The following is a 22741-nucleotide window of genomic DNA, read 5'->3' on the forward strand; positions in this document are numbered from 1 at the left end:
GCACTCCTTATAAAGGCAATCTCTTATGCGGTAAACGTATGTCGAATCATAAATAAATAACTTAAAGGAATATAAATTCCTTTGCCAGGAGCCGCCCATGAGCCTGACCCTTCGCGCTGCACCCTTGTCTTCACGGCGGCTCCAGCGCCTGCCCCTGGCCTTGCTGCTGGCCGGCAGCGCCCACTGGTTGCCGGCCCAGGCTGCAGAAACGGCAAAGCCCGAGGCCAAGGCCAGTGACAGCCAGCTCAAGACTGTCACCGTCACCGCCCGGCGCCGCGAAGAGAGCGCGCAGAGCGTGCCGACGCCGATCAGCGTGCTCGACGGCCAAGCCCTGGAAAGCCAGCGGGTCTATCGCATCCAGGACCTGCAGCAACTGGTGCCCAGCGTCAACGTCGCTTACATGCATGCGCGCCAGTCCAGCGTGTCGATTCGCGGTCTTGGCAACAACCCGGCCAGCGACGGTCTGGAAGGCAGCGTCGGCCTGTACCTGGACAACGTCTACCTCGGCCGCCCGGGCATGGCGGTGTTCGACCTCATGGACATCGAGCAACTGGAAGTGCTGCGTGGCCCGCAAGGCACGCTGTTCGGCAAGAACACCACTGCCGGGGTGATCAACATCAGCACCCGTGCGCCGAGCTTCACCCCCGAGCGCAGCATCGAAACCTCAGTGGGCGAGGATGGCTACTTCCAAACCAAGGGCACCCTGTCCGGGCCCTTGAGCGAGACCCTGGCCGGGCGCATTTCGGCCTACCGCACGCGCAACGACGGCGACATCAAGAACGAGTTCGACGGCCACACCCTCAACGGCGGTTCGCGCCAGGGCTTTCGCGGGCAGTTGCTGTACAAACCCAACGAGCAGTTCAACCTGCGCTGGATCGGCGACTACAACGAAGAGGATTCCAGCGCCGGCACCCGCCTGCTGTACAGCACCGGGCCGACCATCAATGGCGTCAACCGCTATGAAGTGCGGGCCCGGGCCGCTGGGGCGACGTTGGTCGACGGCAGCAAGCGCAAGGTCAACCTCGATGACGATCAGCAGGTCACGGTGTTCCAGGGCGGCACGTCACTGGAAGCCAACTGGACCCTGGCCAACGACTTCACTCTGACCTCGGTGAGCTCCTACCGCTGGTGGGATTTCACCCCGCGCAACGACGATGGCCTCAATGTGCCGGCGGCCTACAACGCCGGGGTGTCGGTGCGCGATAAGCAATACTCGCAGGAGTTGCGCCTGGCCTCACCCAGCGGCGGCTTCTTTGACTATGTCATCGGTGCCTATTACTTCGGCTCGGATCTGGATAACAAATCCTTTGTTCATTACGGGCCCCAGGCCGATGTCTGGAATGGCACGCCAGCCGGTGCGCTGACCAATGTCAGCAGCGTCGGCAAGGGCCATATCGAGACCGACAGCTTTGCCTTGTTCGCCCAGGGTACCTGGCACCTGACCGAGCGCCTGGACTTCACCGCCGGGGTACGCGGCACCTACGAAGAGAAAAGCGCCTGGGTCGATCGTGCCGCGCCGGTCGGTGGTGCCGCTGTGGCAGGCGCTGCGGCAACCGCGCGCCAGGGCCGGGTTGGCGCCTATGATTCGGGCGACCTCAACCAGTACAGCACCAGCCCTTCGGGCTTGCTCAACCTGAGTTATCGCTTCACCGATGACCTGCTCGGCTATGCCACCTTGTCTCACGGCGAGAAGTCCGGTGGCGTCAACCTGGCGGTGGGCACGGCGCCGGTGGCTGGCGCCGACTCGCTGTTGATTGGCACCGAGCGCGCCAACGATGCTGAGCTGGGCGTGAAGAGCACCCTGTGGGACCGTCGCCTGCAGCTCAACGCCAACCTGTTCTGGACCGAAGTGCACGGCTACCAGACCAACGCCTACGACGACGCCAACCGCGTGCAGTACCTGACCAACGCCGGCTCCGTCCGTTCGCGCGGGGTGGAGTTGGAAAGCACGCTGATCCCGCTGCGCGGCCTGACCCTGAACCTCAACGGCTCCTACAACGACGTTCGGTACCTGTCCTACAAGGACGCCCCGTGCGCGCCAGAAGTCGCGCTGCAACCGGGAGCCCCTGCGGCTTGCGACTTGAGCGGCCACCAGGTGGTCGGCGCGTCGAAATGGATCGCCAACGCCAATGGCCAATACCAGTGGGACCTGGACAACGGCCTGCAGCCTTATGTCACCGCCAGCTACGCGTTCCGCTCCAAGGCGGTGGGCACCGTCGAGGACTCGGACTATGCGCAGATCCCCAGCTATGCCGTGGTCAACCTGTCCACCGGCCTGCGTGGCGACCTTGGCCAGGGCCAGTGGGATGTCTCGCTGTGGCTGAAGAACGCCTTCGACAAGACCTACTACACCACCCTCTGGAGCGCGGCCAACGGCGGCTATGAAGGCCTGTTGGGCACCCCGAGAACCTTGGGTGTCACCGGCCGCTACGACTTCTGAAACGGCGTTTTGCCATGCCTTTGCCGAATATTTTTCATGCACTGCAGGCATGGCGTTTCAGGCGCTTGGCGCCAGCCCTTGAAGGGCGCGGCTTAGAGCGGTTCAGCCGTTTTGTATATGTATTTTGGTTCTATTCATAACTTTAAAAATTACTTTAAGACATAAGCAGCAGAAGTTGATGATCCACCCCAGCGAAGGCAATTGACCTGCCTTCGACGAAACGCACTCACGTCCCAGGAGTTGATCAATGGGTAATGTCCAGACCGCCGCCAGTGCTCACGATGTGCTTTGGCGCCAGACGCCGAGCGGCGAGCTGGTCGACCTCGGTCGCCCGCTGCGGTTGCCGCTGTCGCAGTTGCGCCTGCAAAGCACGCCGAAAAGCGCGCTGAGCCGTCGGGAGAAGATTCTGCTCGGGGTGTTTGCCCTGGCCTTGCACGGTGCGGTGGCCTACTGGGTGAGCCAGGCGCCGACCCCGGTGTTGCCGGTGGTACCGCCCCAAATTCCGCCGATGACCATCGAGTTTTCGCAACCGGCGCCCCCGGCTGTCGAGCCGCCACCGCCGCCACCGCCGGCAGTGGTCGAGCCGCCGCCACCGGTGGTCGATGAACTGGCCGCCAAGCCTGCACCGAAACCGGTACCCAAGCCCAAGCCTAAACCTGTGCCCAAACCGGCACCCAAACCTGCGCCCAAGGCTGTCGAGCAACCGCCTGCGCCGCCACAACCGCCAGCACCGCCAGCGCCTCCCGCACCAGCGGCGCCAGCCCCGGTGACGCCGGCTTCGGCCAACGCCGGGTACCTGAAGAACCCGGCGCCGGAATACCCGTCGCTGGCCCAGCGGCGCGGTTGGGAAGGCACGGTGTTGTTGCGGGTAAAGGTGCTGGCCAGCGGCAAGCCGGGAGACATCCAGATTCAGAAAAGCAGTGGCCGCCAGCAACTCGACGACGCCGCCCTGGCGGCGGTCAAGCGCTGGAGCTTCGTCCCGGCCAAGCAGGGCGACGTGGCCCAGGACGGCTGGGTCAGCGTACCCATCGACTTCAAGATCCGCTAATTCGCGCTAACAGAAGAGAGTATTGATCATGACTGTATTGGCATCCCCCCTCGAATCCATCGAAAGCGCGGTGATCTGGCTGCTGGTGGGCTTCTCCGTCGTCACCTGGGGCCTGGCCCTGGTCAAGGGCGTGCAGTTCGTGCGCCTGAAGAACCAGGACAAACGTTTCCACAAACAATTCTGGGCTGCCTCAAGCCTGGATTCAGCCGCCGAACTCAGCCATGCGCAACCTGGCGCAGCCGCCCGTGTCGCCCAGGCCGGTTACGCCGCCATTGCCGTCGGTGAACCTGGCCAGCAGGCCAGCGACCTGAGCCAGGCGATCAACCATCAGGACCGCCTCGAACGTGCCCTGCGCCAGCAAATCGTGCGGGAGCGCCGTTCGCTGGAAACCGGCCTGGCGGTAGTCGCCAGTATCGGCAGCACCTCGCCCTTCATCGGCCTGTTCGGCACCGTCTGGGGGATCATGGAAGCCCTCAAGGGCATCAGCGCCGCAGGCTCGGCGAGCCTGGAAACCGTGGCCGGGCCGATCGGTGCGGCGCTGGTCGCCACCGGTGTGGGTATCGCTGTCGCAGTACCGGCGGTGCTGGTCTACAACTACTTCCTGCGCCGCCTGAAGCTGACCGCCGCCGACCTCGATGACTTTGCCCACGATTTCTATAGCCTGGCGCAGAAGAGCGCGTTCCGGGTGCTGGTGCACCCCACCGCCTACAAGGCCGTCGCTGGCCAGAACACCCAGAAAGTGAAGGAGGCGTCCTGATATGGCCTTCTCGACCCAGGACAGTGATGAAGTACTCAGTGAGATCAACGTAACGCCGCTGGTGGATGTGATGCTGGTGCTGCTGGTGGTGTTCATCGTCACCGCACCACTGCTGACCAACGCCATCCCCATCAACCTGCCCAAGACCGAGGCCGTGGCCCCGGTGGAGCAGAAGGACCCGCTGGTGGTCAGCATCGACGGTGGCGGCAAGCTGTTCATCAACAAGGACCAGATCCAGCCGGATCTGCTGGAAACCAACCTGCAGGCGGCCAAGGCCAAGGACCCGGAGCTGCGCGTGCAGCTGCAGGCCGACGATGGCGTGAACTATGGGGAAGTGGCGCGGGCCATGGCCTCGATCGAACGTGCGGGTATCACCAAGCTGTCGGTGATCACCGCCCGCTGAGCAACATCTCTCAGGCAATGCTTCAGGGGCCAGTCCTTCGGCAGGGGGTGGCCCCTTTTTTATCGCCCCTGCAGGAGCGGGCTTGCCCCGCGATGAGGTCGGTCCTGATTCGATATTTGGTTATTAATAAATAGCTTCTTATTCCTTTACGAATATAACCACCCCCCTATACTTGGCCTCATGCACGCAAACGCAGCAGGAGGAGCCCCATGCGCAACGAGTCGATCCGTTACCTGATTGTGCCGGGCTGGCAAGGTTCGCCAGACGATCATTGGCAAACTCACTGGCAGCAGGTGTTGCCCAACAGCGCCCGGGTCGAGCAAGCCGACTGGTTGACCCCACAGCGCCAGGACTGGGTGGCCGCACTCGAGCATGCCGTGGCCGCGGATGAATCGCCGGTGATCCTTATCGCCCACAGCCTGGGGTGCATCACTGTTGCCCATTGGGCGGCGCAGGCCAGCGCGACCCTGTTGCGCCGCATACGGGGTGCCTTGCTGGTGGCCCCGGCGGACGTCGAACGCCCGACCTGTGCACCAGCCCTGCGTAACTTCGCACCGATTCCGCAACTGCTGCTGCCATTTCCCAGCCAGGTGGTCAGCTCTGATAACGACCCGGCCGTGAGCGCCCCGCGGGCCATGCAGCTGGCCCGTGCCTGGGGCGCCGAGACCGGCTTTCTGGCCGGTGCCGGGCATATCAACGTCAAGTCCGGGCACCGTCGCTGGGAGCAGGGTTTCGCTTACCTGTATCGCCTGCAGAACCGCTTGGAACAGCACGCCCTACGCCGCGCCTGACCTTCCGGCGCTGACCCTTCGCCTTGATTCGAACGCCCGGCCGGAAAGCGCCAAGGGCGGGAGTTTGCCATGAGTAATCACGACACCTTCGGCCAGCCTTTGCTGACGTTTCCCGAACTGGACAAGAGCCCGTTGAGCATTCGCGCCAAGGCGCTGGTGTTCGTCGACCCGCGCTCGCGGCAACTGCGCGAGGAGCTTGAGCTGCTCGCGCCCTTGGCCCTGCCGGTGCTGATCCGCGGCGAGACCGGAACCGGCAAGGAGCTACTGGCCCGGCAGATTCATCGCGCCAGTGATCGCGGTGGGCTATTTGTTTCGGTCAATTGCGCGGCGATCAGCCCGACCTATGCCGACGCCGAGCTGTTCGGTTACAGCGCCGGTGCCCACAGCGGTGCGGCCAGCAGTCGGGCGGGCTGGTTTGGTTCGGCCAACGGCGGGACCCTGTACCTGGACGAAATCGCCGACTTGCCGCTGCCGATCCAGACCAAGCTGCTCTCGGCGCTGGAGAATCGCGAAGTCACCCGCGTCGGTGCCCAGCAACCGAACCCGGTGGACGTGCGCCTGGTCGCCGCGTCGAGCATTGACCTGGCGGAGGCGGTGAGTGCCGGTAAGTTTCATGAGCGCCTTTATCATTACCTGCGCGAAGGCCAGCTGGAGCTGCCGGCTTTGCGCGAACGGGTCGGCGATATCCTGCCGCTGGCCGAGTATTTCGTCGGCATCTACAGCCCGCGCCTGAACCTGCCGGTGCCCTTGATCAGCGAAGCGGCGCAGCGGCTGCTCGAGTTGCACAGCTGGCCGGGCAATACCCGCGAACTTGAGAACGTCATTCACTTTGCCCTGCTGGTCAGCAGCGGTGAAGAAATTCTCCCCCAGCACCTGAACCTGCCGACACCGTTGAGCGCTCTGGCCCGCCAGCTGGAGCAGTTGCTGAGCCTTGGCGAGCCGGGTGAACGCAGTGCGCTGCAACAACTGCTGGAAGCGGCCCTGTTGCGCCTGGCGCAACCAGGCGCCTGAACCCATGCAAGGGGTGCATGACGGTGCCTGTTAGAAATGGAATAAGAAGCGAAATAAAAGATATTGTTCTGGCATAAAAAATCTAGGTATTGTCCGCCTCAAGCCAGCTAGCAACGTACTGGCAACCCTCACCTTCGCCGTCGCCCGATGGCCGTGTATTCGAATAAGGACTGCGCATGAAAAAGGCTCTGTTGTTGACTGCTCTGGCGGCCGCTCTGTCGGTTGCAGGTTTTGCCCAGGCGGGCGAGAAGCTGGTAGTTGCCGCTACCCCGGTACCGCACGCGGAAATCCTCGAGCTGATCAAGCCGACCCTGGCCAAGGAAGGTGTGGACCTGGAGATCAAGGTCTTCACCGACTATGTGCAGCCTAACGTGCAGGTCGACCAGAAGCGTCTGGACGCCAACTACTTCCAGACCCTGCCGTACCTGAAGAACTTCAACGAAGGCAAAGGCACCCACCTGGAAACCGTGATCGGCGTGCACGTCGAACCGTTCGGCGGCTACTCGAAGAAGGTCACCAAGCTGAGCGATCTGAAGGACGGCGCTACCGTTGCCATCCCTAACGAAGGCAGCAACAGCGGTCGTGCCCTGCTGCTGTTGCAGAAGGCTGGCCTGATCACCCTGAAAGACCCGAAGAACGCCCTGGCGACCCCGAAAGACATTGCCCAGAACCCGAAGAAACTGAAATTCCGCGAGCTTGAGTCGGCCATGCTGCCGCGTGTGCTGGATCAGGTCGACCTGGACATGATCAACACCAACTACGCCCTGGAAGCCGGCCTGAACCCGGCCAAGGACGCCCTGGTGATCGAAGGTGCCGACTCGCCGTACGTGAACTTCCTGGTCGCCCGTCCGGACAACAAGGACAGCGCCGCCATCCAGAAGCTGGCCAAGGCCCTGACCAGCCCTGAAGTGAAGACCTTCATCGAGAAGAAATACAGCGGCGCGGTACTGCCGGCGTTCTGATCCGCGGCAGCACCTTCACTACCCTGATAACGCCGACGCCGGCTCTGCTGCGTCGGCGTTTTCGTGTGTGCCTCAGTTGCGGGTTTGCACCGCGCGCAACAAGGCGCTGAGCAGTTTCAACAGGTCTTGGGGATCGTGGTTCGCTTGGCTGTTCATTGTTGTTGTCTTCCTTGAAAGGGAGGGAAGTGACAGCGCTTGGATAGCATTTGCAGCGAAAAGATCCCGCCACCGCCAAGGATTTCGCAGGTTAGCTGTTTGGGTGATATCAATATGCAATAAAGGTATTTAAATAAATATTTTTATACCTTTAGAGTCTACCTATTGTGCTTACCCGCACTGACAACCCCTGTTTAGAGCCGCCCGTTTACCCTCGGGCCGGTCCGAGATCCTGTCCATGACGCATCGTCACTGTCTGCCGAGGCTTACTCCATGAGCTTCGACTTCGCTTTTATCCTTAGCACATTGCCAGCGTTTCTCAAGGCGGTGGGCGTCACCCTGCAAGTCGGCCTGATCGCCATCGGCACTTCGCTGCTGGTGGCGCTGGTCAACGCGGCGATCCTGGTTTACCGCACGCCGTACCTGCAGCGCCTGGTAAAGCTCTATGTGGAGCTGGCGCGCAACACGCCGCTGCTGATCCAGCTGTTCTTCGTCTACTTCGCCTTGCCGGAACTGGGCTTGAAGATTTCCGGTTTTGCTGCGGCGCTCATCACCATGACCTTCCTTGGCGGCGCCTACCTGACCGAGGTGTTGCGCGCAGGCGTCGAGGCGGTGCCGGTGGCGCAACTGGAGTCGGGGCGCTCCATCGGCCTGTCGGAAGGCCAGTTGCTGCGCCATGTGATCCTGCCCCAGGCGGGGATCCTCAGCCTGCCGGCGCTGTTCGCCAATTTCATCTTTTTGCTCAAGGAAACCACCGTGGTGTCGGCGGTGGCGGTGCCGGAGATTCTCTACACCACCAAGAGCTATATCGCCCTGTACTACAAGACCTACGAGATGCTTGCGGTGCTGACGCTGATCTGCGTGCTGCTGTTCCTGCCATTGTCGCTGCTGCTTAGCCGCCTGGAACGGAGGCTGCAGCATGGCCAGTTCGGGTCTTGAGTTGTTGCTGGTGTCCTTGCCGCAACTGGGCAAGGGGGCCGCGCAAACCCTGGCAATTTCGGCGCTGAGCATCCTCTTCGCCACTCTCGGCGGCGTGCTCTACGGCGTGTTGGCGACCCTGGGCAAACGCAGTGTGAATGTGCTGCTGCGCATCTACCTGGAGCTGTTCCGGGCGATCCCGGTGCTGGTCTGGCTGTACCTGCTGTTTTTCGGCCTGCCGATTTTCTTTGCCTTGAGTATTCCGAGCTTCTGGTGTGCGGTGCTGGTGCTGTCGTTGTGGGGCGCCAGCGAAGTGGGCGAAGTGGTGCGTGGCGCGCTGCAGTCGTTGCCACGCGGGCAGCGCGAAGCGGGCCTGTCGATTGGCCTTTCCGGGTTGCAACTGTATGGCTACGTATTGCTGCCCCAGGCGCTCAAGCGCATGACCCCGCCGACCATCAACATCTACACGCGAATCATCAAGACCAGTTCGCTGGCGGTGCTGATCGGCGTGGTCGACGTGATCAAGGTCGGCCAGCAGATCATCGAGCGCACCTACGAGTCGGTGCTGATCTACGGCGTACTGTTCCTGTTTTTCTTCTTTATCTGCTACCCGCTGTCAGCCGCCTCGCGCGCGCTGGAGCGCCGCTGGACACACGCATGAGCGCACTGATCGAGTTCAAGGGCTTCAACAAATTCTTCGGCGCACAGCAGGTGCTCGACCACGTCGACCTGCAGGTACGCAGCGGCGAAGTGGTGGTGATCCTCGGCCCCAGCGGCTGCGGCAAGAGCACCCTGCTGCGTTGCCTCAATGGCCTGGAAACGGCCCACAGCGGCAGCCTGCGCCTGGCCGGTAAAGAATTGCTGGGGGCCGGCACCGACTGGCGCCAGGTACGCCAGCAGGTCGGCATGGTGTTTCAGAGTTATCACCTGTTCGGCCATATGAGCGTGATCGACAACCTGCTGCTTGGCCCGCTCAAGGTGCAAAAGCGCGAGCGCCGAGAAGCCCAGGCCCACGCTGAAGCCCTGCTGGCCAGGGTCGGCTTGCTGGACAAGCGCGACGCCTTCCCGCGCCAGCTTTCCGGTGGTCAGCAGCAACGCATCGCCATCGTTCGTTCGCTGTGCATGAACCCGCAAGTGATGCTGTTCGACGAAGTCACCGCCGCGCTCGACCCGGAAATGGTCAAGGAAGTGCTGCAGGTGATTCAGGGCCTGGCCCAGGGCGGCATGACCCTGCTCATCGTTACCCATGAAATGGCCTTCGCTCGTGCGGTGGCCGACCGTATCGTGTTCATGGAGGCCGGCAGGATCCTTGAACAACGCGACCCCGAGAGCTTCTTTACGAACCCGCAGAGCGCACGCGCGCAGCAGTTTCTGGAGAAATTCTCCTTTGTTGAAAGCCTGCCCAAAACTCCCGCAAAGGAACTGTCATGAAAACTGCCAAGACTTCGAAACTGCTGTTGTCGGTACTCGGCCTGGCCTTGCTGGCCGGTTGCAACAAGGCTGAAGAACCGGGCAAACCGGCCGCCGGTGGCGCCGCCCCGGCCACCAGCTACCTGGAAACCATCAAGGCCCGCGACAAGCTGATCGTCGGCGTATTCACCGACAAGCCGCCGTTCGGCTTTGTCGATGAGGCCGGGCGCTATGTCGGTTTTGATACCGACATCGGCCGCCAGTTTGCCAAGGATCTGCTCGGCGACGAGAACAAGGTGGAGTTCGTTGCCGTTGAGCCAGCCAGCCGGATTCCGTTCCTGCAGAGCGACAAGGTCGACCTGATCCTGGCCAACATGACCGTCACCCCGGAACGCAAGGACGCGGTGGAGTTCACCAACCCCAACCTGCGCGTTGCCGTGCAGGCCCTGGTACCGGAAGGCAGCAGCGTGAAGAAGCTCGATGACCTAGCCGACAAGACCACCATCGTCACCACCGGCACCACCGCCGATATCTGGCTGACCAAGAACCACCCGGACTGGAAGCTGCTCAAGTTCGAGAAGAACACCGAGTCGCTGCAGGCCCTGGCCAGTGGTCGTGGTGATGCCTACGCCCAGGACAACCTGATCCTGTTCAGTTGGTCGAAGCAGAACCCGGGCTATCGCGTGCTGGAAGAAAAACTCGGCGAGGAAGCACCGATTGCACCGGCGGTGAAGAAGGGCAACATCGAGCTGCGTGATTGGGTCAACGCCGAACTGGCGCGCCTGGGTGAGCAAAAGTACCTGCTCAAACTGTATGACCAGTATGTGCGCAAGGAGCTCAGCGATGACACCAAGCCTGAGAGCGTGATTGTCGAAGGGGGTAACTGGCAGGGCTGACCATTTGGGGCTGCTGGCGCAGCCCATCGCCGGCAAGGCCGGCTCCCACAATGAACGTGTGTCCACCGGACCTGTGGGAGCTGGCGTTGCCAGCGATGCAAGGCGCAGCCTTGCTAATTCCGGGGCACCAGCTTCAAGGTGCTCTGCGCGGGAATCACCCCCATCTGCGCCTTGTGATACCGGCCCTCGATATAGTCCTTGGCCTGGTCGCCATAGTGCTTGTCGAACAATACTCCGCTTTGCCCTACCGGGTTGATGGTCAGTGCTTGCCCGGCATCGGCAAAATCGATCAGCCGCCGGGTCGACGGCCCATAGGTCACCGGCCACGGTGCCGGGCCGATCTTCGCCGACAAGTTGTTCGGCACCTCATGAGTACCCGGCGCGGCAAACGGCCCGACATTGAACAACAGGTTCAACGGCTTCTGCAGCCCTAATGGATGATTGTGGGTCAGGGTGTGGGCCTTGCCCCATTGCCAGCCCTCCGGGTCATTGCCAAGGGTCGCGCGCAGGTGCGCCAGCGTTTTGCCCCAGGCCTGCTTCACCGCCGCCTGGCGGTCACCGTGCTCGCTGCTGCCCTGTCTACCCCACCAGGGGGAAGCGGCGTCGGCCGCCAGGCGTGGCAACGCGGCATCGATGGCGCGGGTGCTGATCAATGTCCGGAACCAGGTATCGCCCAGCTCGTCATGCAGCGCCGCGTAGGCCAGGTCGTAGAGGAATTGGTTGAACAGCGTGGCGCTGACCGAGTCCACCAGGTAGTCGCCGTTCCACGCTGCCAGTTGCTCGACCAGCTCCTTCTCCTGATCGCCCTCGGCCACTTCCCGCAGCACCGCCAGCAGCGGCGCCAGGGTGCGCGGGCCGTAGTCGGTGATGGTGTCCAGTTGCAGCGCCTGGCTGTTCTGCTGGTCCCATTTGGTCTGCGGATCGGCCAGCTGTTGGTTCAGGCGCTGGCCCCGGTCGGCCAGGTTGTAATAGCCCGCAATCGGCATGTTTGCCGGCGGCTGGAAGTTGGCCGAAACGATGTAGCCGCTGGCCGGGTTCTCCGCCTGCGGGTTGGCGCTGAAGGGGTAGAAACCGAGCTTGTCGGCCTGGGGCGTGCTGCCGTCGAGGATGAAGCCCGGGTTGACGCCGGCGGGGCGAATCGGCAACTGCGCCGCCGCCCACCAGCCGATATCGCCACGGGCATTGGCCCAGACCAGGTTGAGCCCGGGCGCCTGGATTTTTGCCGCCGCAGCGCGCATCTTGGCCAGGGTGTCGGCGCGGTTGACCTGGTAGAAACCCTCGAGGATCGGGTTCTCGGTTTCCAGGAACGCCCACCACACGGCAATCGGCGTCGGCCCCGCGGTATCGCCCAGCACCGAGTTAACGATCGGCCCGTGGGGCGAACGGCGCAGGGTGATGTTCACCGGCGCCTCGTTCTTCACCGCGATCTGTGCCTGGGTCTGGGTCAGGGTCTGCCACTGGCCGTTGATCTTCACCTGTTCGGGGTTGTCGGGGTTGACCTGTTCGGCGATCAGGTCGACGTCATCGTTCTGGAACATGGTCAGGCTCCAGCCGAAGTCGCGGTTGTGGCCCAGCGATGCGAAGGGGTTCAGCGCCTGGTGATAGCCGTAGAGGTTGAAGCCGGGCGCGCTCAGTTCCGCCTCGTACCACACCGACGGCACGGCAAAGCTGATATGCGGATCGCCGGCCAGCAGCGGCTTGCCACTGCGGGTGCGGCTGCCGGAAAGCGCCCAGGCGTTGCTGCCTTCGTACTGGGGAATGCCGGCCTCGCTCAGGGCTTGCTGGCTGCGTTGCGCCAGCTGTTGCAGGCTCCGCCAGTCGTTGGCGGCCAGGGCTGGCTTGCTGGCCAGGGCACCTTGCGGGTTCCAGTCCAGGTCGAAGATCTTCAGGTACTCGGCACCCAACTGGTCACGGATGTAGGTCAGTGCAGGTTCCGTGCGAAACGCCGCGGCAAAGCTGTAGGCCATGTAGCCGGCGATGCTCAGGGTGTCCTGTGCGGTGAAGGGGCGCGGCTTGATGCCCAGCGCGTCGAACTCCATCGGCTTGGGATGGCTGTCCTGCCAGGCATTGACGCCCTCCAGGTAGGCTTGCAGGGCAAGCCAGGCCGGCGAGTGCTTGTCCTGGCGCTCGACATACAGCTCGGCCTGCTCGCGAATGCGCAGGCTGCGGAACAGGGCGTCGGTACCCACCAGCTTGCTGCCGAGGATCTCGGCCAGCTCGCCCCGGGCCAGGCGGCGGATGACCTCCATCTGGAACAGGCGATCCTGGGCGTGCACATAGCCCAGGGCGCGGTACAGGTCGGCCTCGTTCTGCGCCTGGATATGCGGCACGCCGCGGGTGTCATAGCGCACGCTGACCGGCGCTTGCAGATGGCTCAGGATGACCTCGCCCTGGCGTTGCGGCAGCTTGTCGTGCACGTACCAGTAACCGCCGCCAGCGGCCGCGGCAATGACCACGGCGAGGAAGGTCAGGCTGCGCTTCATCGTGACTCCTTGTGCTTTTAGCGGATCTTGTGCTCCGATCATCGCGGTAAAATCGGACAGAGGATAGCCCCACAGGAGGGACTGATGAATCTCAGTGAAAAGCAGAAGATGCTCAGCGGCCAGCTCTATCACGCCAGTTGCCCGCAGCTGCAGGCCGAGCAGATTGCCAACAAGCACTGGATGCAGCGTTACAACAACAGCGCCGAGCTGCTTAATGAGCAGCGCCACGGCCTGCTGGTCGAGCATTTCGGCGAGGTCGGCGACGGGGCGGTGATTCGCCCGCCGTTCTACTGCGACTACGGCTACAACATCAGCGTGGGCGCCAACGTGTTCATGAACTTCAACTGCGTGATCCTCGACGTCACCCCGGTGAGCATCGGCGATGACTGCCAGATCGGCCCGGCAGTGCAGATCTACACCGCCGACCACCCGCTGGACCCGGAGCTGCGCCGCAGCGGCCTGGAAAGCGGGCGGCCGGTGAAGATCGGCAACAACGTCTGGATCGGCGGCGGCGCGATCATTCTGCCGGGGGTGACGGTGGGTGATAACGCCGTGATCGGTGCCGGTAGTGTGGTGACTCGCGATGTACCGGCTGGCGCCACCGTGGTGGGCAATCCTGCGCGAGTGCGCTAGGGCTGCCAGGGGCAGTAGCAGCCTACCGCCATGGTGTGGGTGGCGTTGACTGCCCGGCCCTGGCTCAGGGCCAGCAGGATCGGTTCGATGAAGCTGTTGCTTGAGTTGCAGGTCGCGCCTTCGCTGTAAGGGCCGAAGTAGGCCAACTGGCCGTTGCGGTCCCAGATCGCCACGCCCGGGGTGGCCGGCAGGTGTTCGGCGCCGGGCAGCGCGCTCAGCGGTTTGAGCGCGCTCAGGGTGGCGGGCAGTTGGCCGCGGGTCCCGGGTTTTTGCACCACATAGAACTCGACGCCCTGGGGGCCGAAGTGCTCGATCAATTCAGCCAGGTGCTGTTGGTTGCCGACGTTGCACGGGCAGGCCGGGTCCCAGAAGTGCACCAGGCGGATCGGCCCGGGGCCGGCAAGGCTCGTCGGCAGTTGCAGGCGGTCGCCGGAAAACAGCGCGGTCTGGTTGTCGAAGGTGCGCAGGTAGCGGCTCTGGAAGCTGTCGTAGGCCCACCACAGGCCAGCGCCGCAGAGCGCGACGAGTAACAGGCCAAGCAGGGTTTTGGCGGGCGAGCGGGGCATGTGGGCAATGTCCGAAAAAAGTCGCCTAGCTTGCCATGCTGGCGGCGACAGATGAATATCACAGGTCAATAACCCGCTTTTGCGTCTGGAAATCTTTTATGCCCGCGTCATTTCAGCCCGACTCCCTACGTGCCAGCCTGTCTTCCCTGGCGGCGCGGCAGCCACTGTCGACGCAGGCCCAGGCCTATCAGCGCTTTTATGGCTTGGACCTGCCCGCTCGTGACGCCGTGCCGCAGATCTGGCTGGGACGCTTCGACGTCGCCGGTTTCGAGGTGGTCGGCCAGGTGTGGCTGCCGGCAGCGCCAGTGGCGACCCTGATTTTGCTGCACGGCTTTTATGACCACATGGGCCTGTACCGGCATGTCATCGATTGGGCGCTGGATCAGCAGTATGCGGTGATCTCCTGCGACCTGCCGGGGCACGGGCTGTCCAGTGGCGAGCGGGCCAGCATCGATGATTTCAGTGCCTATCAGCAGGTGCTGCAAGCGCTGTTCGAGCAGGCGCGCGGCTTGAACCTGCCGCAGCCCTGGCATCTGTTTGGGCAGAGCACCGGCGGCGCGATCGTCGTCGACCACCTGCTGCATCGCGGTGCCGAGAGCCCGGCCCAGGGCGAGGTGATCCTGCTCGCGCCGCTGGTACGGCCACGTGCGTGGCGCTGGTCGAAGTTCAGCTACCGGGTGCTCAGTCCTTTCGTCAACGGCATCGAGCGGCGCTTCAGCGAGAACAGCAACGACCCGACCTTCCTGCCGTTCCTGCTGGCCGACCCGTTGCAACCACGGTGCTTGCCGACGGCCTGGGTGGGGGCGTTGCTCGATTGGGTCAAGCGCATTGAAGCGGCGCCGGTCAGCCCGCGCCAGCCGCTGATCATCCAGGGCGAGTCGGACATGACCGTCGACTGGCCGTACAACCTCAAGGTGCTGGGGGAGAAATTCGCCGCGCCGCGGATCCTGATGATTCCCGAAGCGCGGCATCACCTGGCCAACGAACTGCCAGCGATCCGCGCGCGCTACTTTGATTTCATCGACCAGCGCCTGGGCTGATCACTGCAGTTGCGAGGTGTCCTGGCCAACCGCAAGGCCGGCGCGAATCGCCGCCAGGGCTGCCTTGTAGTAAGCCTTGCCCTCGGCTGACTCGGCAAAGGTGGCGAACGCTTCCAGCTCGGCATCGGACAGGTCGCGGTAGACGTACAGCAGGGTGTTGTTCAGCTCGCTGCCGATCTGCTCCATCAGGCGCTGGCGCTGGCCGTCGAGCAGGCCCTGGGCCTGGCCGCCACCGAGCAGGCCGGGGATCATCTGGCTAAGGCTGTCGGCGGCGACCCCGGCGATTGCCAGGCTCACTTCGGCGCCGGCTTCACGGGCAGGCAGGGCCTGGGCCAGGTGGCCGATGATCAGCAGACGGTTGTCGCTGGCCTGGACCTTGGGCAAGCCCTTGGCGTTCTTGGCCAACTGATCGCGACGCGTGGCAAGCAGTTCGGCGGCGACGATCTTGCGCCCCAGCGGCGACTGGAAAAAGGCCAGGGCCGGGGCAGGGTCGCTGAGGTTGGCGCGCAACTGGGCCTCAGCGCGTTTGTCCACGGCCTGGGCCTGGAAGCGCTGATTGCTGTTGTTGACCAGCGCCTGGTAAACCGCAGGCGGCAGGCTGCTGCGATAGCGCTGCTGGGCGGCATCGAGGGCATCGGTAAAGTGGGCGCGCTGCTCGGGCCAGCCGGCGACCTTGTAGAGTTGGTCGAGGCTGTCTGCCCAGACAGGCGTGGTGCAGATCATCATCAGCAGTAAAAACAAACGGCGCATTCAGGACTCCTGTCGGCAGGGCGCTATTGTCCTTGCCATGGCGGGGCTTTGTCGAGAAGCCATTGCACACTCTCGGCCAAGTGGCGCTGTCGGATTTCGCGGCAGATCGATACTATGCGCGACATGCACATATCCCCTGATGACCCCCTGCTGTTGCGCATCGTCGACGACCTGGCCACCCGTGGCTGGTCGCAGCAAGATACCTTTCTTCCAGAGCCGCTGACCCTGGCGCTGGCGGCCGAGTGCCGCAAACGCGCCGCCGAGGGCGAGCTTGCGCCAGCAGCCGTGGGCCGGGGCGTTGCCCAGGAGGTCCGCGAGGGCATCCGTGGCGACCATATCCAGTGGCTGGAACCCGGCCAGGCCGAGCCTTGCGACCACTACCTCGAGCTTATGAACAGCCTGCGCGTAGCCCTTAATCGCGGCTTGTTCCTCGGCCTTGAGGACTTCGAGTGCCATTTCGCCCTGTATCCGCCTGGTGCTTTCTACCGCAAGCACGTCGACCGCTTTCGCGATGACGACCGGCGCATGGTCTCGGCAGTGATCTACCTCAACGAGGGCTGGCAGCCCGAACACGGTGGTCAGTTGCGCATGACCCTCAGGGGCGACGTCGAGCATGACGTGCAGCCGATCGGTGGGTGCCTGGTGGTGTTCCTGTCCGGCGAAGTCCCCCATGAGGTGCTGCCGGCTCGGCGCGATCGCCTGTCGCTTACCGGCTGGTTCCGCCGCCGTGGCAACGAGCCGTTCTGAGATGCACAAGGTCCTGGTCAGTGCTTGCCTGCTCGGCCAGCCGGTGCGCTATGACGGGCGCGCCAGTGGCCATCCGGATTTGCTCCAGCAGTGGCAGGCCGAAGGGCGTGTGGTGCCATTGTGCCCTGAAGTGGCGGGCGGCTTGCCAACGCCACGGCCGCCGGCAGAGATTCCCGGTGGGCAGGGGGCGGCGGTGCTTGAGGGTGATGGACAGGTACTGACGGTCACGGGCGAGGATGTCAGTGCGCAGTTCCTGGCCGGGGCGCAGCTGGCGCTGGCGCTGGTGCGCCGCCATGGCATCCGGATTGCCGTGCTCAAGTCCGGCAGCCCGTCGTGCGGCAATGCGCTGACTTATGACGGAACGTTCAGCGGCACCAAAGTGGCGGGCGAGGGCGTGACCACGGCGCTGCTGCGCCGGGAGGGGCTACAGGTGTTCAGTGAGCTGGAGCTTGAGGCGGCGGAGTTGGCGTTAAAGCAACTTTGATCTGCAGGCCTCATCGCTGGCAAGCCAGTTCCCACAAGGTCCAGTGCTTGCAGTACCTGTGGGCGCTGGCTTGCCAGCGATGGGCTGCAAAGCAGCCCCTATCGATTACTTCGGCGGCTTGCTCGCATCCATCCCGAACCACTTCTGCGACAACTCGCTCAGCCGGCCATCGGCCTTGATTCGTTGCAGGGCGTTATCCACAGCGCTCTGGAACGCGGGGTTACCCTTCTGGAACGGAATCGCCAGGCTCAGAGTCGGGCCGACCGTGGCGCCTTTGCTTACGGGCTGCTGGCTGTCGCGAATGGCATAAGGCACCAGCAAACGGTCGCTGATGGCGGCATCGATCTGGTCGTTGGCCACATCCTTGATCGGCTGCGATGCATCCGGGTAGCTGCGCAGGTCCACGCCTTCAACCACTCGCGCCTGCTCAGCGAACTGGCTGCCCTGAACGACGCCCAGGCTATGGCCCTTGAGCGCTTGAAGGGTGCTCAGCGGGCGTTTTTCCTCCTTGCGTACAATCAACTGGGCGCTGGAGTAGGCGTAGGGTTCGCTGAAATCCAGGCGCTCCTTGAGTTCCGGGGTGGCGGCGACGTGGTTGATTGCGATGTCGTAGCTACCGCTTTCAACACCTGCCAGCAAATCCTTGGATTCAACCACGACAAAGTCGGCGCGCAGATCAAGCTCATTGGCCAGCAATTGCCCAAGTTCGACTTCAAAACCGCTCAGTTTCTCGTCCTTGTCCTTGAAGTTGAACGGCGCCATGTTGGCTTCTACGGCAATGCGCAGTTCGCCGCGGTCATTGACGTCGTCGATCAGCTCGGCCTGTGCCCATGGGCTGAGGAGGGTGGCAAGTAGTACCCCAATGGCAAAACGCATTTAAGCCCCTTGAATGCTTGGCAGTGAAATCGAGTCGCCGCGACTTTCTGTTGTTGTCACGGTCGAGCACAACTTAGGACCACGTCAGGTGGAGGATGTTTAACCGGCGGCGAAATTTTTTCTCTCCCGTTGTTAAACATGTTTTGACGCATTTGGACTATGGTAATCCACCGTTGCCGTTCGTTCAGTGGCAAACGTTATTGAAGTAAAACACAGGAGAAGTGAATGAAAAGCCTATTTTCGCGTGCAGCCGTCGCCGGATTGCTGATGGGTGTCTCGGCCTTTGCCGCGGCCGCCGATGGCCTGAAAAGCCAAGAGCCGCCAAAAGACGCCAAGGTCTTCATCGTTTCCCCGGCCGATGGCGCTACGGTCGACAAGACCTTCACCGTCAAGTTCGGCATCGAGGGCATGGAGCTCAAACCGGCAGGTGATGCTACTCCGCATACCGGCCACCACCACTTGCTGGTGGATGTCGACAAGCAGCCTGCGGCCGACCAGGTGCTGCCAACCAGCCTGCTGCCGGAAAACAACGCACCGCTGCCGGCGGGCCCGCAAGTGCTGCACTTCGGCAAGGCGCAGACCGAAGTCCAACTGACCCTGACCCCGGGCCAGCACACCCTGCAACTGGTGCTGGGCGACAAGTTCCACGTGCCGTTCAAGCCGAGTGTCGAGTCGAAGAAGATCACCGTTACCGTCAAGTAAGGCGGGCATAAAAAAGGGAGGCCATCACGGCCTCCCTTTTTTGTCGCACGGAAAACTTAGAACAGAACGCGGGAACGGATGGTGCCCTTGATCTGTTGCAGTTTTTCTTGCGCCAGGTCCGAGTACTCGGCGTCAACGTCAATCACCACGTAACCGACTTTCTCGTTGGTCTGCAGGAACTGACCGGAGATGTTGATCCCGTTTTCGGCGAACACTTTGTTGATTTCGCTGAGTACACCCGGAATGTTTTCGTGGATGTGCAGCAGACGGTGCTTGCCCGGGTGCGCCGGCAGGGCCACTTCAGGGAAGTTGACCGACGACACGGAAGTACCGTTGTCGCTGTACTTGACCAGCTTCTCGGCCACTTCCAGACCGATGTTGGCCTGGGCTTCAGCGGTGGAACCGCCGATGTGCGGGGTCAGGATCACGTTGTCCAGGCCGCGCAGCGGGCTTTCGAACTGCTCGTCGTTGGAGCGTGGCTCGACCGGGAACACGTCGATGGCGGCGCCGATCAGGTGCTTGTCCTTGATGGCCGCAGCCAGGTGATCCAGCTCGACCACGGTACCGCGGGCGGCGTTGATCAGGATCGAGCCCTTCTTCATCGCACGGATTTCTTTCTCGCCGATCATCCATTGGGTGGATGGCAGCTCAGGCACGTGCAGCGAGACGATGTCGGCCAGGCCCAGCAGCTCGTGCAGGCTGGTGACCTGGGTAGCGTTGCCCAATGGCAGCTTGGTCAGCGGGTCGAAGAAGAACACCTGCATGCCCAGGCCTTCGGCCAGGACCGACAGTTGGGTACCGATCGAGCCGTAGCCGACGATGCCCAGCTTCTTGCCACGGATCTCGAAGGAGTTGGCCGCGCTCTTGATCCAGCCACCACGGTGGCAGGAAGCGTTTTTCTCGGGGATGCCGCGCAGCAGCAGGATCGCTTCGGCCAGCACCAGTTCGGCCACCGAACGGGTATTGGAGTACGGCGCGTTGAACACGGCGATACCGCGCTCACGAGCGGCGTTCAGGTCAACCTGGTTGGTACCGATGCAGAAACAGCCGACAGCGACCAGTTTCTTGGCGCAGTCGAAAACCTCTTCGGTCAGTTGAGTGCGCGAGCGGATGCCGATGAAGTGGGCATCAGCGATCTTTTCTTTCAACTCAGCGTCGGGCAGAGAACCGGTGAGGTACTCGATGCTGGTATACCCGGCGGCCTTGAGGACGTCCACGGCGGATTGGTGGACGCCTTCGAGAAGAAGGAACTTGATCTTGCTCTTATCGAGAGAAGTCTTGCTCATCTGCGTAAACCTGTGTCCCGGAGAAAAATGGCAGGGAAGTGAAGCTCTCGCAGCATCGGCCTGAAGCACGATCAGCGGGGGGCGTATGCTAGCATGAGTACCCCCCGATACGCCCATCCCTGGGACGTGAAGTGTGCTCAGGGTGACTATGAATAGTTCGAGAGTTCTATCGATGACCGATCTTGCGCTGATTGATGAACTGATGACTCTGGTAGAGCCCGGTAAGGTGCTGACCGACGCGGCCTCCCTTGACGCTTACGGCAAGGACTGGACCAAGCACTTCGCGCCGGCGCCTTCGGCCATCGTCTTCCCCAAGAGCATCGAGCAGGTTCAGGCTATTGTCCGCTGGGCCAATCAGCACAAGGTCGCCCTGGTGCCGTCGGGCGGCCGAACCGGGCTGTCGGCAGCGGCGGTAGCGGCTAATGGCGAAGTGGTCGTGGCTTTCGACTACATGAACCAGATTCTCGATTTCAACGAATTCGACCGCTCGGTGGTCTGTCAGCCGGGGGTGATTACCCAGCAGTTGCAGGATTTCGCCGAAGCAAAGGGGTTGTATTACCCGGTGGACTTCGCTTCGGCAGGTTCCAGTCAGATTGGCGGCAATATCGGCACCAATGCCGGCGGAATCAAGGTTATTCGCTACGGCATGACCCGCAATTGGGTCGCCGGCCTCAAGGTCGTCACCGGCAAGGGCGATGTGCTCGAGCTGAACAAGGACCTGATCAAGAACGCCACCGGCTACGACCTGCGTCAGCTGTTCATTGGCGCCGAGGGCACCCTGGGTTTTGTGGTCGAGGCCACCATGCGCCTGGACCGGGCGCCGAACAATCTCACGGCCATGGTCCTCGGTACGCCGGACTTCGACTCGATCATGCCGGTGCTGCACGCGTTTCGTGCCAGGCTCGACCTGACCGCCTTCGAGTTCTTCTCCGACAAGGCCCTGGCCAAGATCATGGGCCGCGGCGACGTGCCGGCGCCGTTCGCGACCGACTGTCCGTTCTATGTATTGCTGGAGTTCGAAGCCAGCAACGAGGAGGTGGCCAATGACGCCCTGGCCACGTTCGAGCACTGCGTGGAGCAGGGCTGGGTGCTGGACGGGGTCATGAGCCAGAGCGAACAGCAGTTGCAGAACCTGTGGAAGCTGCGCGAGTTCATCTCCGAAACCATCTCGCACTGGACCCCGTACAAGAACGATATTTCGGTGACCGTGTCGAAAGTGCCGGCGTTTCTCAAGGATATTGACGCGATCGTCGCGGATAACTACCCGGATTTCGAAGTGGTCTGGTACGGCCATATCGGCGACGGCAACCTGCACCTGAATATCCTCAAGCCGCAGAACCTGAGCAAGGACGAATTCTTTGCCAAGTGCGCGACGGTGAACAAGTGGGTGTTCGAGACCGTCGAGAAGTACAACGGCTCGATCTCTGCCGAGCACGGCGTGGGCATGACCAAGCGCGATTACTTGACCTACAGTCGCTCGCCGGTTGAGATCGAATACATGAAAGCAGTGAAGGCGGCGTTCGACCCCAACGGGATCATGAACCCGGGCAAGATCTTCGCTGTCGAGTAAGCCACAGGCACAAGAGCATCCAATAGCGCCAGGAGTCGGCAATGAGCTATCAGCACCAGTATGTAGACGGCACGCGTATTCACTTTCCCCTGGGCAAGGTGGTGTGCATCGGGCGCAACTATGCCGAGCACGCCCAAGAGCTGGATAACCCGATCCCGACCGAACCCCTGTTGTTCATCAAACCGGGCAGTTGTGTGGTGCCGCTCGACAGCGGCTTCAAGATCCCGACTGAGCGCGGTTCGGTGCATTACGAGACAGAAATTGCCGTGTTGCTCGGCAAGTCGCTGTCTACCAACCCGACCGTAGAAGAAGTGCTCGACGCTATCTCCGGCTTCGCCCCGGCCCTGGACCTGACGCTGCGCGATCTGCAGGCACAGCTGAAGGAAAAAGGCCTGCCGTGGGAGCGCTCCAAGTGCTTCGATGGCGCCTGCGTGCTGCCGCCGTTCGTGCCGGTCAGCGCCTTTGAAGACCTGACCGACATTGGCATCCGCCTGACCCTCAACGGCGAAGTGCGCCAGGACGGCAACAGCGCACTGATGCTCAACCCGATCGTGCCGATGATCCAGCACATGGCCACGCAATTCTCGCTGATGGCCGGTGATGTGATTCTCACCGGTACCCCGGTCGGGGTTGGCCCGCTCAATCCGGGCGACAAGCTGGTGGTGGAGCTGCCAGGCGTCAGCCGTTTCGAAAGCCAGGTGCTTTAACCTGTTGGCATGGCAGCCAGTATTGTCGGCTGCCATGCGGCTTGTCGGTTTTGCCATTTTTTTCACAACCGATCCGGATAATGCGTGCGGACCTGGCTCTGCGAA

At 62.6% G+C, this 22741-nt stretch carries 23 protein-coding genes; 18 read left to right on the forward strand and 5 right to left on the reverse strand.

What is annotated here, in order from left to right; translation table 11 throughout:
• Positions 1–97: 97 nt before the first annotated feature.
• The 11 genes from BV82_RS01595 (at position 98) to BV82_RS01645 (ending at position 10792) form a co-directional block, all read left to right on the forward strand.
• Positions 98–2440 carry a TonB-dependent receptor gene (locus BV82_RS01595; protein ID WP_036995355.1) on the forward strand — a complete coding sequence of 781 codons (2343 nt, stop codon included), beginning with the start codon at positions 98–100 and terminating at the stop codon, positions 2438–2440.
• Positions 2441–2687: 247 nt separating this feature from the next.
• Positions 2688–3488 carry an energy transducer TonB gene (locus tag BV82_RS01600; protein WP_036995356.1) on the forward strand — a complete coding sequence of 267 codons (801 nt, stop codon included), beginning with the start codon at positions 2688–2690 and terminating at the stop codon, positions 3486–3488.
• A gap of 28 nt (positions 3489–3516) precedes the next feature.
• A complete protein-coding gene (locus BV82_RS01605; protein WP_010222105.1) occupies positions 3517–4245 on the forward strand; it encodes a MotA/TolQ/ExbB proton channel family protein in 729 nt (242 codons plus the stop codon).
• Between the two features lies 1 nt (position 4246).
• The gene (locus BV82_RS01610; protein ID WP_010222106.1) at positions 4247–4648 is read left to right on the forward strand and encodes an ExbD/TolR family protein; all 402 of its coding nucleotides are present in this window, start codon (positions 4247–4249) and stop codon (positions 4646–4648) included.
• Between the two features lie 209 nt (positions 4649–4857).
• Positions 4858–5439 carry an alpha/beta hydrolase gene (locus BV82_RS01615; RefSeq protein WP_036995358.1) on the forward strand — a complete coding sequence of 194 codons (582 nt, stop codon included), beginning with the start codon at positions 4858–4860 and terminating at the stop codon, positions 5437–5439.
• A gap of 69 nt (positions 5440–5508) precedes the next feature.
• The gene (locus tag BV82_RS01620; RefSeq protein ID WP_036995359.1) at positions 5509–6450 is read left to right on the forward strand and encodes a sigma 54-interacting transcriptional regulator; all 942 of its coding nucleotides are present in this window, start codon (positions 5509–5511) and stop codon (positions 6448–6450) included.
• Between the two features lie 176 nt (positions 6451–6626).
• Complete coding sequence (locus BV82_RS01625; RefSeq protein WP_010222109.1) at positions 6627–7412, forward strand: MetQ/NlpA family ABC transporter substrate-binding protein; 786 nt, start codon at positions 6627–6629, stop codon at positions 7410–7412.
• Between the two features lie 429 nt (positions 7413–7841).
• Positions 7842–8507: an amino acid ABC transporter permease gene (locus BV82_RS01630; protein ID WP_010222110.1), complete on the forward strand. Its 666-nt coding sequence runs from the start codon at positions 7842–7844 to the stop codon at positions 8505–8507.
• Positions 8488–9147, forward strand: a complete 660-nt coding sequence (locus BV82_RS01635; RefSeq protein WP_010222111.1) for an amino acid ABC transporter permease — start codon at positions 8488–8490, stop codon at positions 9145–9147. Before BV82_RS01630 ends, BV82_RS01635 begins: the two co-directional genes overlap by 20 nt.
• Positions 9144–9917 carry an amino acid ABC transporter ATP-binding protein gene (locus tag BV82_RS01640; protein WP_010222112.1) on the forward strand — a complete coding sequence of 258 codons (774 nt, stop codon included), beginning with the start codon at positions 9144–9146 and terminating at the stop codon, positions 9915–9917. Before BV82_RS01635 ends, BV82_RS01640 begins: the two co-directional genes overlap by 4 nt.
• Entirely contained in the window at positions 9914–10792 is an 879-nt protein-coding gene (locus BV82_RS01645) for a transporter substrate-binding domain-containing protein (RefSeq protein ID WP_010222113.1), read from the forward strand. The genes BV82_RS01640 and BV82_RS01645 overlap by 4 nt, the downstream gene beginning before the upstream one ends.
• 113 nt (positions 10793–10905) lie before the next feature.
• Here the strand turns inward: BV82_RS01645 and BV82_RS01650 are convergent, their stop codons facing one another.
• A complete protein-coding gene (locus BV82_RS01650; protein ID WP_036995360.1) occupies positions 10906–13275 on the reverse strand; it encodes a penicillin acylase family protein in 2370 nt (789 codons plus the stop codon).
• Positions 13276–13359: 84 nt separating this feature from the next.
• Between BV82_RS01650 and BV82_RS01655 the strand changes: the two genes are divergently transcribed.
• On the forward strand, positions 13360–13908 hold the full coding sequence (locus BV82_RS01655) for a sugar O-acetyltransferase (RefSeq protein WP_010222115.1): 549 nt from the start codon (positions 13360–13362) through the stop codon (positions 13906–13908).
• Here the strand turns inward: BV82_RS01655 and BV82_RS01660 are convergent.
• A complete protein-coding gene (locus BV82_RS01660) occupies positions 13905–14474 on the reverse strand; it encodes a DUF6436 domain-containing protein (RefSeq protein ID WP_010222116.1) in 570 nt (189 codons plus the stop codon). The genes BV82_RS01655 and BV82_RS01660 overlap by 4 nt on opposite strands.
• A gap of 98 nt (positions 14475–14572) precedes the next feature.
• Here BV82_RS01660 and bipL point away from each other — a divergent pair, with 98 nt between their 5' ends.
• The gene (gene bipL / locus BV82_RS01665) at positions 14573–15514 is read left to right on the forward strand and encodes a phospholipase BipL (protein ID WP_036995361.1); all 942 of its coding nucleotides are present in this window, start codon (positions 14573–14575) and stop codon (positions 15512–15514) included.
• On the opposite strand, the gene BV82_RS01670 is transcribed toward bipL, so the two are convergent.
• On the reverse strand, positions 15515–16264 hold the full coding sequence (locus BV82_RS01670; RefSeq protein ID WP_010222119.1) for a DUF2059 domain-containing protein: 750 nt from the start codon (positions 16262–16264) through the stop codon (positions 15515–15517).
• A 114-nt stretch (positions 16265–16378) separates the two neighbouring features.
• Here BV82_RS01670 and BV82_RS01675 point away from each other — a divergent pair, with 114 nt between their 5' ends.
• Entirely contained in the window at positions 16379–17011 is a 633-nt protein-coding gene (locus BV82_RS01675; RefSeq protein WP_010222120.1) for a 2OG-Fe(II) oxygenase, read from the forward strand.
• Between the two features lies 1 nt (position 17012).
• Positions 17013–17495, forward strand: coding sequence for a 2-thiouracil desulfurase family protein (locus tag BV82_RS01680; protein WP_036995363.1), 483 nt, complete (start codon positions 17013–17015; stop codon positions 17493–17495).
• A gap of 105 nt (positions 17496–17600) precedes the next feature.
• Here BV82_RS01680 and BV82_RS01685 read toward each other — a convergent pair whose 3' ends face one another.
• Positions 17601–18371 (reverse strand): transporter substrate-binding domain-containing protein, encoded by a 771-nt coding sequence (locus BV82_RS01685; RefSeq protein ID WP_036995364.1) that lies wholly within the window; start codon positions 18369–18371, stop codon positions 17601–17603.
• A gap of 225 nt (positions 18372–18596) precedes the next feature.
• Here BV82_RS01685 and BV82_RS01690 point away from each other — a divergent pair, with 225 nt between their 5' ends.
• Positions 18597–19073, forward strand: a complete 477-nt coding sequence (locus tag BV82_RS01690; RefSeq protein WP_010222123.1) for a DUF4399 domain-containing protein — start codon at positions 18597–18599, stop codon at positions 19071–19073.
• A gap of 56 nt (positions 19074–19129) precedes the next feature.
• On the opposite strand, the gene serA is transcribed toward BV82_RS01690, so the two are convergent.
• A complete protein-coding gene (gene serA, locus BV82_RS01695) occupies positions 19130–20359 on the reverse strand; it encodes a phosphoglycerate dehydrogenase (RefSeq protein WP_010222125.1) in 1230 nt (409 codons plus the stop codon).
• A gap of 172 nt (positions 20360–20531) precedes the next feature.
• On the opposite strand from serA, the gene BV82_RS01700 reads away from it, so the two are divergent.
• Positions 20532–21929 carry an FAD-binding oxidoreductase gene (locus BV82_RS01700; RefSeq protein ID WP_036995366.1) on the forward strand — a complete coding sequence of 466 codons (1398 nt, stop codon included), beginning with the start codon at positions 20532–20534 and terminating at the stop codon, positions 21927–21929.
• Positions 21930–21970: 41 nt separating this feature from the next.
• The gene (locus BV82_RS01705; protein WP_010222128.1) at positions 21971–22636 is read left to right on the forward strand and encodes a fumarylacetoacetate hydrolase family protein; all 666 of its coding nucleotides are present in this window, start codon (positions 21971–21973) and stop codon (positions 22634–22636) included.
• Positions 22637–22741: the final 105 nt, after the last annotated feature.

Source organism: Pseudomonas donghuensis, assembly GCF_000696345.2.
GTDB lineage: Bacteria > Pseudomonadota > Gammaproteobacteria > Pseudomonadales > Pseudomonadaceae > Aquipseudomonas > Aquipseudomonas donghuensis.

Coding starts and splice junctions, on each gene's coding strand:
- BV82_RS01620 (WP_036995359.1), top strand. CDS start 5,509: ATGAGTAATCACGACACCTTCGGCCAGCCTTTGCTGACGTTTCCCGAA.
- BV82_RS01625 (WP_010222109.1), top strand. CDS start 6,627: ATGAAAAAGGCTCTGTTGTTGACTGCTCTGGCGGCCGCTCTGTCGGTT.
- BV82_RS01685 (WP_036995364.1), bottom strand. CDS start 18,371: ATGCGTTTTGCCATTGGGGTACTACTTGCCACCCTCCTCAGCCCATGG.
- BV82_RS01660 (WP_010222116.1), bottom strand. CDS start 14,474: ATGCCCCGCTCGCCCGCCAAAACCCTGCTTGGCCTGTTACTCGTCGCG.
- BV82_RS01640 (WP_010222112.1), top strand. CDS start 9,144: ATGAGCGCACTGATCGAGTTCAAGGGCTTCAACAAATTCTTCGGCGCA.
- bipL (WP_036995361.1), top strand. CDS start 14,573: ATGCCCGCGTCATTTCAGCCCGACTCCCTACGTGCCAGCCTGTCTTCC.
- BV82_RS01705 (WP_010222128.1), top strand. CDS start 21,971: ATGAGCTATCAGCACCAGTATGTAGACGGCACGCGTATTCACTTTCCC.
- BV82_RS01595 (WP_036995355.1), top strand. CDS start 98: ATGAGCCTGACCCTTCGCGCTGCACCCTTGTCTTCACGGCGGCTCCAG.
- BV82_RS01610 (WP_010222106.1), top strand. CDS start 4,247: ATGGCCTTCTCGACCCAGGACAGTGATGAAGTACTCAGTGAGATCAAC.
- BV82_RS01635 (WP_010222111.1), top strand. CDS start 8,488: ATGGCCAGTTCGGGTCTTGAGTTGTTGCTGGTGTCCTTGCCGCAACTG.
- BV82_RS01670 (WP_010222119.1), bottom strand. CDS start 16,264: ATGCGCCGTTTGTTTTTACTGCTGATGATGATCTGCACCACGCCTGTC.
- BV82_RS01605 (WP_010222105.1), top strand. CDS start 3,517: ATGACTGTATTGGCATCCCCCCTCGAATCCATCGAAAGCGCGGTGATC.
- serA (WP_010222125.1), bottom strand. CDS start 20,359: ATGAGCAAGACTTCTCTCGATAAGAGCAAGATCAAGTTCCTTCTTCTC.
- BV82_RS01630 (WP_010222110.1), top strand. CDS start 7,842: ATGAGCTTCGACTTCGCTTTTATCCTTAGCACATTGCCAGCGTTTCTC.
- BV82_RS01600 (WP_036995356.1), top strand. CDS start 2,688: ATGGGTAATGTCCAGACCGCCGCCAGTGCTCACGATGTGCTTTGGCGC.
- BV82_RS01615 (WP_036995358.1), top strand. CDS start 4,858: ATGCGCAACGAGTCGATCCGTTACCTGATTGTGCCGGGCTGGCAAGGT.
- BV82_RS01645 (WP_010222113.1), top strand. CDS start 9,914: ATGAAAACTGCCAAGACTTCGAAACTGCTGTTGTCGGTACTCGGCCTG.
- BV82_RS01650 (WP_036995360.1), bottom strand. CDS start 13,275: ATGAAGCGCAGCCTGACCTTCCTCGCCGTGGTCATTGCCGCGGCCGCT.
- BV82_RS01675 (WP_010222120.1), top strand. CDS start 16,379: ATGCGCGACATGCACATATCCCCTGATGACCCCCTGCTGTTGCGCATC.
- BV82_RS01680 (WP_036995363.1), top strand. CDS start 17,013: ATGCACAAGGTCCTGGTCAGTGCTTGCCTGCTCGGCCAGCCGGTGCGC.
- BV82_RS01690 (WP_010222123.1), top strand. CDS start 18,597: ATGAAAAGCCTATTTTCGCGTGCAGCCGTCGCCGGATTGCTGATGGGT.
- BV82_RS01655 (WP_010222115.1), top strand. CDS start 13,360: ATGAATCTCAGTGAAAAGCAGAAGATGCTCAGCGGCCAGCTCTATCAC.
- BV82_RS01700 (WP_036995366.1), top strand. CDS start 20,532: ATGACCGATCTTGCGCTGATTGATGAACTGATGACTCTGGTAGAGCCC.